Source organism: Kosakonia sp. H02, from assembly GCA_030704225.1.
Taxonomy (GTDB): domain Bacteria; phylum Pseudomonadota; class Gammaproteobacteria; order Enterobacterales; family Enterobacteriaceae; genus Kosakonia.
In genome coordinates this window covers 4,250,768-4,263,890 of record CP131915.1, presented here as the reverse complement: position 1 = coordinate 4,263,890, position 13,123 = coordinate 4,250,768, and the positions used below count along the sequence as shown (strand labels likewise).

Annotated in this window: 12 protein-coding genes; 3 read left to right on the top strand and 9 right to left on the bottom strand. The window is 56.0% G+C overall.

The window, feature by feature from the left end:
- Positions 1 to 5: 5 nt before the first annotated feature.
- Both Q5705_20000 and Q5705_19995 read right to left on the bottom strand, forming a co-directional pair.
- Positions 6 to 347 (bottom strand): RamA family antibiotic efflux transcriptional regulator, encoded by a 342-nt coding sequence (locus tag Q5705_20000; GenBank protein WLI76821.1) that lies wholly within the window; start codon positions 345 to 347, stop codon positions 6 to 8.
- A gap of 38 nt (positions 348 to 385) precedes the next feature.
- A complete protein-coding gene (locus tag Q5705_19995; GenBank protein ID WLI76820.1) occupies positions 386 to 1,486 on the bottom strand; it encodes an MBL fold metallo-hydrolase in 1,101 nt (366 codons plus the stop codon).
- 191 nt (positions 1,487 to 1,677) lie between these two features.
- Here Q5705_19995 and Q5705_19990 point away from each other — a divergent pair, with 191 nt between their 5' ends.
- Positions 1,678 to 2,268, top strand: a complete 591-nt coding sequence (locus tag Q5705_19990; protein WLI76819.1) for a TetR/AcrR family transcriptional regulator — start codon at positions 1,678 to 1,680, stop codon at positions 2,266 to 2,268.
- Entirely contained in the window at positions 2,258 to 2,623 is a 366-nt protein-coding gene (locus Q5705_19985) for an MmcQ/YjbR family DNA-binding protein (GenBank protein WLI76818.1), read from the top strand. The genes Q5705_19990 and Q5705_19985 overlap by 11 nt, the downstream gene beginning before the upstream one ends.
- On the opposite strand, the gene Q5705_19980 is transcribed toward Q5705_19985, so the two are convergent.
- Positions 2,620 to 3,492 carry a helix-turn-helix transcriptional regulator gene (locus Q5705_19980; protein ID WLI76817.1) on the bottom strand — a complete coding sequence of 291 codons (873 nt, stop codon included), beginning with the start codon at positions 3,490 to 3,492 and terminating at the stop codon, positions 2,620 to 2,622. The two genes, Q5705_19985 and Q5705_19980, sit on opposite strands and share 4 nt — an antisense overlap.
- Positions 3,493 to 3,599: 107 nt before the next feature.
- Here Q5705_19980 and Q5705_19975 point away from each other — a divergent pair, with 107 nt between their 5' ends.
- Entirely contained in the window at positions 3,600 to 5,024 is a 1,425-nt protein-coding gene (locus Q5705_19975; protein WLI76816.1) for an MFS transporter, read from the top strand.
- A 39-nt stretch (positions 5,025 to 5,063) separates the two neighbouring features.
- Here the strand turns inward: Q5705_19975 and pheP are convergent, their stop codons facing one another.
- The 6 genes from pheP to betC form a co-directional block, all read right to left on the bottom strand.
- A complete protein-coding gene (gene pheP / locus Q5705_19970; GenBank protein WLI76815.1) occupies positions 5,064 to 6,461 on the bottom strand; it encodes a phenylalanine transporter in 1,398 nt (465 codons plus the stop codon).
- An 80-nt stretch (positions 6,462 to 6,541) separates the two neighbouring features.
- Positions 6,542 to 6,802, bottom strand: a complete 261-nt coding sequence (locus tag Q5705_19965; protein WLI76814.1) for a DUF2534 family protein — start codon at positions 6,800 to 6,802, stop codon at positions 6,542 to 6,544.
- Positions 6,803 to 6,924: 122 nt separating this feature from the next.
- Positions 6,925 to 9,129, bottom strand: a complete 2,205-nt coding sequence (locus tag Q5705_19960) for a TonB-dependent siderophore receptor (GenBank protein WLI76813.1) — start codon at positions 9,127 to 9,129, stop codon at positions 6,925 to 6,927.
- 57 nt (positions 9,130 to 9,186) lie between these two features.
- Positions 9,187 to 10,275, bottom strand: a complete 1,089-nt coding sequence (locus Q5705_19955; protein WLI76812.1) for a YncE family protein — start codon at positions 10,273 to 10,275, stop codon at positions 9,187 to 9,189.
- Between the two features lie 296 nt (positions 10,276 to 10,571).
- Complete coding sequence (gene choX / locus Q5705_19950; GenBank protein ID WLI76811.1) at positions 10,572 to 11,519, bottom strand: choline ABC transporter substrate-binding protein; 948 nt, start codon at positions 11,517 to 11,519, stop codon at positions 10,572 to 10,574.
- The gene (betC, locus tag Q5705_19945; protein WLI76810.1) at positions 11,519 to 13,060 is read right to left on the bottom strand and encodes a choline-sulfatase; all 1,542 of its coding nucleotides are present in this window, start codon (positions 13,058 to 13,060) and stop codon (positions 11,519 to 11,521) included. The genes choX and betC overlap by 1 nt, the downstream gene beginning before the upstream one ends.
- Positions 13,061 to 13,123 lie beyond the last annotated feature (63 nt).

Here is a 13,123-nt window from a genome sequence, read left to right as displayed (position 1 = left end):
ATCTATCAATGTGTGTGTTGATAATTTTCTCGCCGATAGGCTCCCGGCGGCTGATTAAATGTGCGGGTAAAGATGCGAGTGAAAGTTTGTTGCGAATCAAAGCCATACTTCAGGCAGATATCGTAAACCTTCTGATTCGTGGTGCGTAAATCCTGCGCGGCGAGCGACAACTTCCGCGTGCGAATATAGCGGCCAAGGCTTTCACCTTTGTATTGCAAGAAAAGCCGTTGCAGGTGCCATTTGGAATAGCCCGCATGCGCTGCAATATCATCAATACGTAATGGTTGATGGAGATTGTCGTCGATCCACTCGACGATGGTGTCGATAACCTGAGCGGAAATATTCATACTGCGATCTCCCTCTGCTCTTCGATTGTTAAACGGGTTTATTCCCACCAGGCGCTGAATTCTTGCGCAATGTCAGCCGCAAAAACCGGTTCGCCCAGTTTCGGTGTCAGTAAGCGAAAATCTTTATCCCGGCTTGCTGCCGCCAGCCGTTTGTACGGATCGTCCCAGGTGTGTTTTGCCAACACAAAACGCCCCGCGTGGCCCGGCAGCACCGCGCGTGCGTTAAGTTCCTGCGCCGCCAGCGCGGTCTGCTCTGGCATCATATGAATGTATTTCCAGTCCTCGTCGTACTGTCCGTTTTCCATAATGGCGAGATCGACCGGGCCAAATTGCTCGCCGATAGCCCTGAAATGCGGGCCATAGCCGCTGTCCCCGCTGTAGTAAACCTTGCGCTGGCCGGTGACAAACATAAAACTCGCCCACAGCGTCTGGTTACGTTTCAAACCGCGCCCGGAAAAGTGGCGTGCGGGCAGCACATGCACCGCCAGGCTTTCGCTAACCGGCACTTTTTGCTGCCAGTCCGCTTCGTGAACAATCGCCGGATCCATCCCCCAGTAGCGCAAATGTGAACCCACGCCAAGCGGCGTAATCACTTGTTTTACCTTCGGCATCAGCGCCCTGATGGTGGCGTAGTCCAGGTGGTCGTAATGATCGTGGGAGATAATCAGCAGATCGATCTCCGGCATGCTTTCTGCCGTCCAGACATCATTTCCGGCAAAGGCTTTATTGAGAAAGGAGAACGGCGCGGCGTAGTTACTCAGCACCGGATCGATAAGAATACGTTTGCCCGCCAGTTGCAGATACCAGGATGAGTGTCCCATCCACACCAGCGCATCCTCGCCGAGCGGCAAACTGGCAAGGTCGGTTGCTATCTGCGGCAGCGGCTGTTGCGGGCGGGCATTTTCACGTTTCGTGACCAGGAATTCCCACCATGCCGCCAGCATATTTTTCTTGCCGGTAAAGCCCGGCGTGGGTAATGCGTTATGAAACTTGCCGTCACGGTAGTTGGGTGATTTTTCGACTTCGCTGAGCTGTTCGCCCTGCGGGGCCTGGCCGAAACCAGCATTCAGAACAAAGGGTAAACTTGCAGCAGACACAACGAGCATAACAAGAACCACGCTGATAATAAGAGGTTTCATATCCTGACCCGATTAAATCGATCCCTTCCGTTGAGATGATACTCATTGATCTTGATTATGAGTGAGTAAGCACACATTATAGAAACCAGCGTCAAACCGTCAAGACGAATTTTCAATCTTTGACATTCGACGTTGCAGCGCCTCAGAGGGCATGGTTCAATCGTGGTTTTTGTAAAAGGGGGAACAACGTAGTGGCTCGTCCAAAGAGTGAAGATAAAAAACTGGCGTTACTGGAAGCGGCAACCAAAGCCATCGCCCAGGCGGGGATCGCCGCCTCAACCGCGGTCATCGCCCGCAATGCGGGGGTTGCGGAAGGGACGCTGTTTCGTTACTTCGCCACCAAAGACGATCTGCTGAACGCCCTGTATCTGCATTTGAAAACCGATCTCTGCGGCACCATGCTGGAGAATCTCGATCGTTCGACTACCGATCCGAAAGAGCATACTCACTCTATTTGGGACAGCTACATTGACTGGGGGATCCGCCACCCCAACGGCCACCACGCGGTGCGCCAGATTGCCGTCAGCGAAAAACTGACCGCAGAAACCAAACAGCGAGTAACCGATATTTTTCCCGAGCTGCATGAGCTGTGCCACCGCTCGGTGCTGCCGATTTTTCTTTCCGATGAATTCTCGCCCTTTGGCGATGCTATCTTCCTGTCGATGGCCGATACCACCATTACCTTTGCCGGTCGCGATCCCGCGCGCACCAAAGAGATCAAGCGCCTGGGTTTTGAAGCAATGTGGCGTGCGCTGGCTGGTAAAGAAAATAATGGACAGTAAAACCTTGCAAGAAAGCGCCCATCGCATTGCGCTGACGCTACCCTTTACCGAACATTGCTGGCCGTTTGGCCCGGAGCACGACGTTTTCAAAGTGTGCGGCAAGATTTTCATGATGACGACCACCGCGCACGGCAGGCCAATGGTGACGCTAAAAGCCGAGCCGCAAAAATCTCTGCTTGACCAGCAAATTTACCCCAGCATTGAGCCGGGGTATCACATGAATAAAAAGCACTGGATTTCGGTTTTTGCCGGCGACGAGATTGATGAATCGCTGCTTGTATCGCTTATCCAGCACTCCTGGGATCGCGTGGTGGACGGCCTGGCACGCAAAGATCAAAAACGCCTGCGCCCTTAAGCGTTATCCGCAAGCCACTTCAGCGCCTGCTCGCCCTGCGCATCCACCGGCATATAGACCAGCAGCCGCGAGCCGTTGCGCGGCGCGGAAAACCAGTACATCTGCTGTAATGAAAACTCACCAAGTTGCGGATGGGTAAAGCATTTCACCTTATTTTCCACGCCGCGCACGTCATAGTGTTTATGCCACAGGGCTTCAAATTCGGCTGATGCAGCACAAAACCGCGCCAGCTTCGCTTCCCACTTCGCATCGCCCCGGTGCTCGGCCATGGCCGCGCGGAAATAGGCCACAAACGTATGCAGCACGCAATCATCGTAACCAAGACGGCTGCGCCATTGCGGATGCGTCAGATACAGATAGATGCAGTTGCGCTCTTCTTCGGGGATTTCGCCAAATTTCACACCCATCAGGCGTTCAAATGCTACGTTCCACGCCACAATATCGAAATTGGGCTTCTGGATACTGGCCGGGTGCGGCAGCAGGCTGTCCAGCAGGCGGCGCGTTCCTTCGCTGATCCCTTCACACTGCGGAAGATTTAACGCCTCGGCGGGTGTCAAACCGGCAAGTAAAAACAGGTGACGCGTTTCGGTCGGCGAGCACTGCAAGGCGCTGGCAATCGCCTGTAACACGTTAGCAGAGGGGTTCACATCCCTTCCCTGCTCCAGCCAGGTGTACCAGGTCACGCCAACATCCGCCAGCAGCGCTACTTCTTCGCGGCGCAAACCCGGCGTGCGCCGACGCCCGCTGCGCGGCAACCCTAAGCGCTGTGGATCAAGGCTTTCCCGCCTCGCGCGCAAAAAGGCGCCAAGCTGTTTGCGGTTCTCATCCAGGATCACCAGTTCTGCCTGCTTTTCGACCATCAACGTCATAAAACCCCCAGCATGGTAGTGCCAGTACCAGTATACGTAAGAACTGGTACCCGTTTTTCCCTTAGGCGATGCTACGTCCATCCGATGAATGACGCAATGGAGTTACCATGAATACGTCTGCTGTTTCTCCGGGCCGGGCGGGCCTGATTTTGCTGCTTACCGGGCAGATGCTGCCGCTTATTGACACCTCAATCACCAATGTCGCACTCGATTCCATCACCCTGTCGCTCCACACCTCTGCCACCCAGTTAGCGTTGATTGTCGCGCTCTACGGTGTCGCGTTTGCCGTCTGTCTGGCGATGGGCAGCAAGCTGGGCGATAACTTCGGGCGCAGGCGCGTGTTCTTATGGGGTGTGGTGCTGTTTGGGTTTGCCTCGCTGCTCTGCGGCCTGGCCAACTCCATTTCCGCCCTGCTTGCCGCGCGAACCTTGCAGGGCATGGGCGCGGCGCTGATTGTGCCGCAAATCTTAGCCACCTTACATGTCACGTTAAAAGGCACGGCGCATGCGCGCGCCATCAGCCTGTACGGCGGCGTTGGCGGCGTGGCGTTTATTATCGGTCAGATGGGCGGAGGCTGGCTGGTGTCGGCAGATATCGCAGGTTTAGGCTGGCGGAACGCCTTTTTTATCAATGTCCCCATTTGTCTGCTGGTGCTGGTACTGAGCCGCCGCTATGTGCCGGAAACCCGCAGCGAAAAGCGCACGCGTATTGACTGGCAGGGCACCACGGCGCTGGCGCTGATCCTCTGCTGCCTGCTGTTCCCGCTGGCGCTTGGCCCGGATTTGCACTGGCCGTGGGAAACAAAAGCGGCGTTGCTGGCGCTGTTCCCGCTGGCATTATGGATGCGCTCCAGCGCCCTTAAGCAACAGCGCAACGGGTTGATGCCATTGCTGCCGCCGCGCCTGCTCAGGCTGCACAGTATCCGCTTTGGTTTGCTGATTGCCCTGCTCTTTTTCAGCGCCTGGTCCGGCTTTATGTTCTGCATGGCGCTCACGTTACAGGCGGGAATGGGCATGACGCCGTACCAGTCCGGCAACAGTTTTATTGCCCTTGGCGTCGCCTATTTTGTCTCGGCGTGGTATGCGCCAAAACTGATTGCCCGCTACAACATGCGCACCATTTTGCTGGCCGGGCTGGCAATTCAGGTGGCGGGTTTGCTGGCTTTGATTGTGACGCTGCAACTCTCCGGGCGCAGCATCGGCGCACTGGCACTGGCACCATCAACGGCGTTAATTGGCTACGGCCAGGCGCTGATCGTCAACAGTTTCTACCGCATCGGCATGCGCGATATCACGCCCCAGGATGCAGGCGCTGGCAGTGCGCTGCTCAGCACATTGCAACAGGCGACGCTCGGCCTTGGCCCGGCAGTGCTTGGCGGGTTTTTTATGCATCTGGTGGCGCGATCGCAAGGCAACTACAGCGTGGCGCTCAGTGGGTTTCTGGTAACAGAAGTGGTGATGATGCTGGCGCTTGCCGCCGCGGCCATTTGCGCCCGCCAGCAGTTAGCGCCCTGCTGCTCACAGAACGCCTGATAACAGAGCCAGCCCCGAGGGGCTGGCATAATGGTGCTTTTACGCGCGTTTCGGCGCGCGGCGCAGCAGCTTAAAGGCGACAAACAGGAACACAATCCACACCGGTAACAGCAGCGCCGACAGACGCATATCGTCCATTGAGTACATCAATACCAGAATGAACATCATAAAGCCGATGCACAGGTAGTTGCCCGCCGGGAAAATCAGCGCCTTAAACTGCGGATCGCGCCCTTTACGGCGCATCGCTGCGCGGAATTTCAGGTGCGCGAGCGAAATCATGATCCAGTTAAGCAGCAAGGTCGCAACCACTAACGCCATCAGCATACCAAAGGCTTTCTGCGGCAGAAGATAATTCACCAGCACCACCAGCGAGGTGATTGCGCCCGAGAGAATTAACGAGTTGACCGGCACTCCGCGGCGGCTGACGCGCGTCAAAAACGCGGGCGCATTGCCCTGCACCGACAGGCCAAACAGCATGCGGCTGTTAGAGTAGACGCCGCTGTTATAGACCGACAGCGAGGCCACCAGAATGACGAAGTTCAGCGCCGAAGCCACCAGGTTGCTGTCCAGTTCGTGGAAAATCATAACAAACGGGCTGCTGTTGGCTTTTACATCAATCCACGGATAGAGCGCTAACAGCACCACCAGCGAACCGATGTAAAACAGCAAAATGCGATACACGACCTGGTTTACCGCTTTTGGGATGGTGGTATGCGGCTCACTGGCTTCTGCGGCGGTGATACCAATCAGTTCAAGGCCGCCGAAAGAGAACATAATTACCGCCAGCGAAAGGATCAGCCCGTGCCAGCCGGTGGCGAAAAAGCCGTTGTAGCGCCAGAGGTTATCGAAGCTGGCGCGTTCGCCGCCGTGATCGGTGAACAGCATCCACAGGCCGAAGCCAATCATGCCGATAATCGCCAGCACTTTAATCAGCGCAAACCAGAACTCGGTTTCGCCGTACAGGCGCACGTTGACCAGGTTGACGGCGTTAATAATGATGAAGAACGCGGCGGCCCAAATCCAGGTCGGGACATCCGGGAACCAGTACTGCATATAGATCCCGGCGGCGGTCAGTTCCGCCATGCCAACCAGCACGAACATCGCCCAGTAGTTCCAGCCGGAGAGGAAACCGGCGAACGGGCCCCAGTATTTATACGCAAAATGGGAAAATGAACCGGAAACCGGCTCTTCGACCACCATTTCGCCAAGCTGGCGCATGATCAGAAAAGCGATAATTCCGGCGATGCCGTAGCCCAGCAAGACTGCCGGTCCGGCCATTTGAATCGCAGGCCCAATGCCAAGAAAAAGCCCGGTGCCAATCGCCCCGCCAAGGGCGATAAGCTGAATATGACGGTTTTTTAATCCCCGTTGTAATGTCGGCCCTGCTTCCGATGCGACCCCGGTGGTGCTACCCGCGGCCTGTGACGCGTTTTTCACGTCCTTCCCCTTTGTCGATTTCGTAAAGGGGCACCTTTTAACATCTCCGCCGGGGGCTGGCAAGCGGGGCTGACAGGGAATTAACCGCGGTCGTCTTTCGGGCCGAGGAAGTAAAAACCGAAGGGCAGCGAGCCAATGATGGTAAACATCAGGCTGTAAATGGCGACCCAGGCACCCTGCATAATGAACATGGATGTAGTCCAGGATTCCATCGGCAGGTTGTATTGATCCTCAACGCCCTCGAAGGTCACTTTCGAGACCACGCTTACGGCAATCAGAAACACGATAACCACCGCGCAGATAAACTTTTTCCCCTCGCGGGTACGCAGTTTTTCCAGCATATAAACCTCCTGTTATGTGGATTTTGTGTACCGGGAGTGTAACCGATCTGCTGTGCAATTGTTGTTAATAATTGATTGCCAGATGGCAGCGAATGCCATCTGGCAATCAAACAACACAAACCTTAAAAATCGTAACTCATCGACACTTTCAGCTCGCGCCCGTCACCCTGGTAAATATACGTGCCGTTGTCTTCGACGCTGGCCCAATATTTCTCGTTGGTGACGTTATCCACACCGACGCGCCATACCATCTCGTTTTGATCGGCATTCAGGTGGGTGCGGTAACGCACGCCCAAATCAAGCGTCGTGTAGCTGTCGAGTTTTTTGGTATTGGCGGCATTGGCGTACTGCGAACCGGTGTGATTAACCCTCGCCGTGGCGGTCAGACCCTCAATCGGCTTGATGTCATACTCCGCGCCGAGCACCGAGTAGAAGCTCGCCACACCAATCGGTTTTTTGCCCTGGTTGACGCCGTCCTGGGTTTTGGTCATTTCCGCATCGATCCAGGTCGCGCTGCCGTTCAGGCGCAGGCCCAGCATCGGTTCGCCGAACACGCTCAGCTCGACACCGCGGTTACGCTGCTCGCCGCTCAGTTCGTAAATGTTGGTACTGCTGTTCTGAATGGCCGACGGTTTTTTAATTTCAAACAGCGACAGTGTGCCGCCGATGCGGCCAAAGTCCGTTTTCACGCCCACTTCGTTTTGTTTCGAGTGCGCGATACCGGTGGTTTGATACTGGTTAGCCGCCCCTTCCGGTGCAGTGCTGCCCGGTTGCAACGCTTCGGTATGGTTGGCGTAAAACGACACCACTTCCCACGGTTTGTAGACCACGCCGTAGGTCGGCATCCAGCGATCTTCGATAAAGCGCGCGGTCCTGTCTTCCTCGCCGGTGGCGTTGCTGTAACTGTGAACCCACACTTTCTGGTAACGCGCACCCGCCGTAAACAGCAGCGTATCGTCCAGCACGCCCAGCGTATCGCTCAGCAGCCAGCCCTGCGCACGGTTGCGCCCGGTGGTGAGCGGATCGGTGTAATTGCCACCAACGTAGGTGTAATCCGGTATCGGTACCGCAGAGTTATTGTAGATATTGACCGTAGGGTTATTCGAGGACATACGCCAGGCGATTTTGTCCTGCTTGATACTGGCAGAGTAACCAACGTTCACTTTGTGCGAGACAAAACCGGTATCAAAGTTGCCGCGCAGCCCGGCCATGCCGCTCCAGGAGTCACTGAGACGATTGGTATCGAGGCGGCCAATGGTCGCATCACCGGCTTCGTTGATCAGTTTCGGCGCGCCATAAACCCCTTCTTCATGAGAGTGCTGGCCGCCGAAGGCTGCATAAGCAGTCCAGATATCGGTCAAATCATACTCGGCACGCGCCAGGCCAAATTCGTTTTCGATATTGCTGTAAGCCCATTTCTGGCTGTAATTTTTGCTGTTGCTCGGCACATCCGGGACAAAATCAACGCCGCTGATATTCAAGCCCATCGAGCCGCCATGGAAGGTCTTTTTCTGATAGCCGAGATCCAGCGAGCTACGTAAGCGATCGCCGCGATAATCAAGACCAATCGAGGCCGCCGACGTACGACGCTTATCGTCTTCCACCGTCGCTTCACCTTCGCGATGCAGCAGGTTCACGCGTACGCCGAACTGGTTGTTATCACCATAGCGACGACCCACGTCCAGCGAACCGCCCACTTGTGAACGCGAGGAGTAATCCACGCCAACGCGGGTCAGCGGCGTGTCTTCAGCGTGTTTCGGCTCGAGGTTAATCATCCCGCCGACGCCGGATGACGCCGCGCCATTCATCAGGGCGTTCGCGCCTTTGAAGATTTCAATGCGGTCGAGCATCTGGGTATCGACGACCTGGCGCGGCACAATTCCCGCCAGGCCGCCCATTAACATATCGTCGCCATCCAGCTCGAAACCGCGAATACGGTAGGTTTCCGCCATGTTGCCGTAACCCTGTCCCACCTGGACACCGGCATCATTGCTCACCACATCGGCGATGGTTTTCGCCTGCTGATCCTGCACCAGCTTCGAGGTGTAGCCGATGACGTTAAACGGCACATCCATCGCTTTTTGTTCGCCCAGCATGCCCAGACGCCCGCCATATGCCACCTGGCCGTCAAGGTAAGCCGGCACCAGCGCATCGCCGCCGGGTTTAAAATCGCTGCCCACTGTCGACTGAACAACGATGGTCTCTTCTTTGGTTTTACTGGTGTTGTTATCCGTTGTCGCTGCGTATGCAGAGTGAGCGGCAGCGCCAATGGCGAGCGCAAGCAAGGTCTTGCGCAAAGGAGCATGGTTTATTTTGCTGTTATTCATCATCGACTCAATTTATCGAAGTATGTGGAAAAACGGCCCGTTGCCGGGCCGGGTTACTCACTCATTCAGACCGATACGGACAACGCTGTCCGGCCCGTTGGTGGAGTGATCTTTCTTGAACGCCTGTTTCACCGTGACATACAGCGTCTGACCGTCGGCAGAAAGCAGCAGGCTGTTCGGGTTCGGCGAGAGATCCCAGCTCTGCTTGACCGCATAGCTTGTGGCGTCGAGGCTCAGCACTTTGCCGGATTCACGCTGCGTGATGTAGATTTCGTGGCGTTTCGGGTTGAATTTCACCGCCAGAGAATCGCCGACATCAAGCTGTTTCAGCACCTTGCCGCTGTGGATATCCAGCACCAGCGTGGTTTTGGCTTTGGAATTGTCGGTCACGAACAAGCGGCCGGTGGCGTCATCTTCTGCAATGTTCAGCAGCAACGCCGGTTTGTCGCCGAGCGGTTTCCAGCGCTGTTCGATACGGTTATTGCGCGGGTTGACCACGAGGATTTCACCGCCGCCGTTTGCTACGTACAGGCGCTGGGTTTGCTCAGACCAGTGCAGGCCAGTGACCCATTTGCCAGCGTTTTTGATACGCGCTTTCACCTTCAGGGTTTTGGCATCCACTACCCACACCAGCGCCGGATCGGCGACCGCGCCGATATAGAGCGTGCCGTTGTGCAGCAGGATTTCACGCGCGCCATATGGCAGGTCTTTGTCGTTGCGCTCCGGGAATAAGGTACGGGAGAGGACTTTGCCGTTGCTGGTGTCGATAGCGCTGACGCCGCCATCAAGCGAATTGGTGACATAGACGGTTTTGCCATCCGGGGAGATAGCCATGCCGAAGTTTTTCAGATCGGTATGCGTCGCGCCGAGGGTTTTCAGCGTCGCCGGATCCAGCTTGTAAACCACCCCACCCTGCACATCTTTGAAGCCTTCTGCGCTGGAGACATACAGCGCATTGCCCTGCGGGCTGAGCGCCATTTCATACAGCCCGCTTGCCAGCTCGCGTTTTTGTACATTCGCAGGCAATTGTGCTGCGGCAGGTTTCGCCATTTCAGCCGTCGGCTGTGCTTTTGTGGTGCTGTGCGCGCTGCAACCGGCCAGCGTCATTGCCGTCAACAACGCCAGCACGGACGTTTTCATCTTCATCGGGAGGATCCTTTACCGTTAGTGTCATCAAGCCAGACGAGCGCATAAGAATAGTGATGTGGGTTTTGACCCGGCGCAGCTCGTCACGATGTCTCTGTGTTCCGTGTAAGCGTTTACGCCTACTGTTTATGCGGGAAATGTTCCGTGCCGCGCCCACAAATACTAAAGAGAATGAGAACTATACTCATTCTTCTTATTCGCGCAAGAACTATTGCTTCATTCTGCTGTCGTGATGAAAAAAGCGGGAACAGCACCGAATAGCGGTCGCGTATCCGGTGCGTTAAAAGGAGGGAAAATTACAGGCCGAGCGCCTTTTCAACCGCCGGTTGCGCCGGCTGGCCTTCGCGGGTGGTAACGCCATCAAGCCACGTTTTTAGCAGCTCCGGGCGCTTAGCCAGCTCCGCTTTTGCCGCAGCCTGCACCGCTTCCTGTTTATCCAGCACGCGGGTAATCACCGCATTTTCTAACGGGACATCAAATTTAAGCTGGCTGAAGAAGCGATTGAGGTTCGGGCAATCGCGGGCAAAGTCTTTGCGTGTAACCGTATTCACCGTTGCGCTGCCGTAGTTCGCGCCAAAGTACGCATCGCCGCCGCTGAGGTAACTCAGCTTAAAGCGTGTGTTCATGGCGTGCGGCTCCCAGCCGAGGAAAACAATCCACTCTTTGCGCTCGACGGCGCGCGTCACCTGCGCCAGCATCCCGCTTTCGCTGGATTCCACTAACTGCCAGTTTTGCAGGCCGAAATCCTGTTTATTGAGCATCTTTTTCAGGTTCTGGTTAGCTGGCGCACCCGGCGCAATGCCGTAAATCTTATGGTTGAATTTGGCAGCGTATTTCTGCAAATCAGCGAAATCTTTCACCCCCGCAGCCGCGACATAATCCGGCACCGCCAGTGTAAAGCGCGCGGCGGGCAGGTTCGCGCCGATCACGTTAATAGAGCCGTCGGCGGTGAATTTGCTGATAACCGGCTCCTGCGCAGGCATCCAGTTGCCGAGGAAGACATCCACCTGCCCGGTTTTCAGCCCCTGAAAGGCGAGCGCTACGGAAAGGTTCTGCACTTTTTGCTGATAGCCCAGCGCGTTCAGCACCACGCCGGAAAGCGCATTGGTCGAGGCGATATCCGTCCAGCCCGGATCGGACTGCGTAACGGTTGTGCAGCGGACATCGTCGGCGGCGATGCTGCTCAGTGAAAACCCGCTGGTCAACGCCAGCAGCAATAATTTGCTCACAGTTATTTTCATCATTATTTCCCGGCGGTTGGTTTTGAAGGTTGCGGATAACGGGCAAAGGCTTCCTGTTCATCCAGCGTTTGATGGTTACGGATGTAGCGCTGCGACGCGTCCTGATGCGGCTGGAAATCCCATTTCGGGATAGCCTCGCGCCCCGCAATGCGCGTTAAAAAGCTGCGCCGCTTCTGGCTCGCCAGCACCTGCTCACGCAGCGTCGAGACATCCCAATGGGCGGCCACGTCACCGGCAAACTGCGCGGCAATCTGGCGATGATCATCATCGGCGGCAAGGTTTTTACGCTCATGGGGATCGCTTATCAGGTTGAACAACTGCGGCGCTTCGCTAAAGGAGTGGATGTATTTCCACGGGCCACGGCGGATCATCAGCATCGGGCCGAGCGCGCCTTCGGCAAGGTATTCGCTGAATGCGCCGTCCGGCCCACTTTCACCGCGCAGATGCGGCACCAGGCTTTTGCCATCAAGCGGGGAAATCGCCTGCGCGGTGCGATCCTCGCCGCTCGCCAGTTCCACCAGCGTTGGCAGCAAATCCACCAGCGAAACGCTCTGCGCAACCCGCTTCGGCGCAAATCGCGCCGGGTTATGCACAATAAAAGGAATGCGTACCGCATTTTCGAAGAAGGTCATTTTGTACCACAGCCCGCGCTCGCCAAGCATTTCACCGTGATCGGCGATCACCAGCACCACCGTATTTTCCGCAAGCCCGGTCTCTTCCAGGGTGTTAACCACCTCGCCAAAACAGTCATCGACGTAGGCCAGCGCGCCGTAATAAGCGTGTCGGGCGCGGCGCACGTGCTCATCAGTAATGTTCGCCTCGTCCAGTTGGTACATCGCCCGCAATCGCGCCGAGTGCGCGTCATCATCCACCTCTTCGCGCCGCGTATGCGGCAAATCAATATCCTCTTCGCGAAAACGCGCGAGGTAGCGGCGCGGAATGGCAAACGGATCGTGGGGATGGGTCAGCGACAGCAGCAACATAAAGGGCTGATCCGCCGGGCGACGCGCGGCGTCATACAAGCGCTGGCGCGCCAGAAACAGGGCTTCGTCGTCAAAATCAAGCTGGTTGGTCCGCACGCACTCCCCGGCATCAAGCACCGAACTCATATTGTGATACCAGTCAAGACGGCGCTCCGGCTGTTCCCAGTCCGGCGTCCAGCCAAAATCCGCCGGGTAGATATCGGTGGTCAGCCGCTCGTCAAAACCGTGCAGTTGATCCGGGCCGCAAAAATGCATTTTGCCGGAGAGCCAGGTGCGGTAACCCTGCTCGCGCAGGTAGTGACAGAAGGTAGGCGTATCGGCATGAAATTCGGCGGCATTATCATAAACGGCGTTATGGGAAATAAACTGCCCGGTCATCAGCGAGGCCCGTGACGGCGCACAGAGTGGGCTGTTGCAATAGGCGGATTCAAATACCACACCTTGATCGGCTAATTTATCGATATTCGGTGTCAGACTAACCTTATTACCATAGGTTTTTAAGGCGCTGGCGGTTAACTGATCGGCCATAAGAATAACGATATTCGGTTTATTTCTAAGCATGCGCCACCCGACAATAAAATAGTTAATTAAAACGTGTTAGGTTTATCTCACGCTTATTTATCC

Excerpts from the sequence above, each read along its gene's own strand:
- Q5705_20000 (WLI76821.1), bottom strand. The coding sequence starts at position 347 with ATGAATATTTCCGCTCAGGTTATCGACACCATCGTCGAGTGGATCGAC.
- Q5705_19995 (WLI76820.1), bottom strand. The coding sequence starts at position 1,486 with ATGAAACCTCTTATTATCAGCGTGGTTCTTGTTATGCTCGTTGTGTCT.
- Q5705_19985 (WLI76818.1), top strand. The coding sequence starts at position 2,258 with ATGGACAGTAAAACCTTGCAAGAAAGCGCCCATCGCATTGCGCTGACG.
- Q5705_19980 (WLI76817.1), bottom strand. The coding sequence starts at position 3,492 with ATGACGTTGATGGTCGAAAAGCAGGCAGAACTGGTGATCCTGGATGAG.
- Q5705_19975 (WLI76816.1), top strand. The coding sequence starts at position 3,600 with ATGAATACGTCTGCTGTTTCTCCGGGCCGGGCGGGCCTGATTTTGCTG.
- Q5705_19965 (WLI76814.1), bottom strand. The coding sequence starts at position 6,802 with ATGCTGGAAAAACTGCGTACCCGCGAGGGGAAAAAGTTTATCTGCGCG.
- Q5705_19960 (WLI76813.1), bottom strand. The coding sequence starts at position 9,129 with ATGAATAACAGCAAAATAAACCATGCTCCTTTGCGCAAGACCTTGCTT.
- Q5705_19955 (WLI76812.1), bottom strand. The coding sequence starts at position 10,275 with ATGAAGATGAAAACGTCCGTGCTGGCGTTGTTGACGGCAATGACGCTG.
- choX (WLI76811.1), bottom strand. The coding sequence starts at position 11,519 with ATGATGAAAATAACTGTGAGCAAATTATTGCTGCTGGCGTTGACCAGC.
- betC (WLI76810.1), bottom strand. The coding sequence starts at position 13,060 with ATGCTTAGAAATAAACCGAATATCGTTATTCTTATGGCCGATCAGTTA.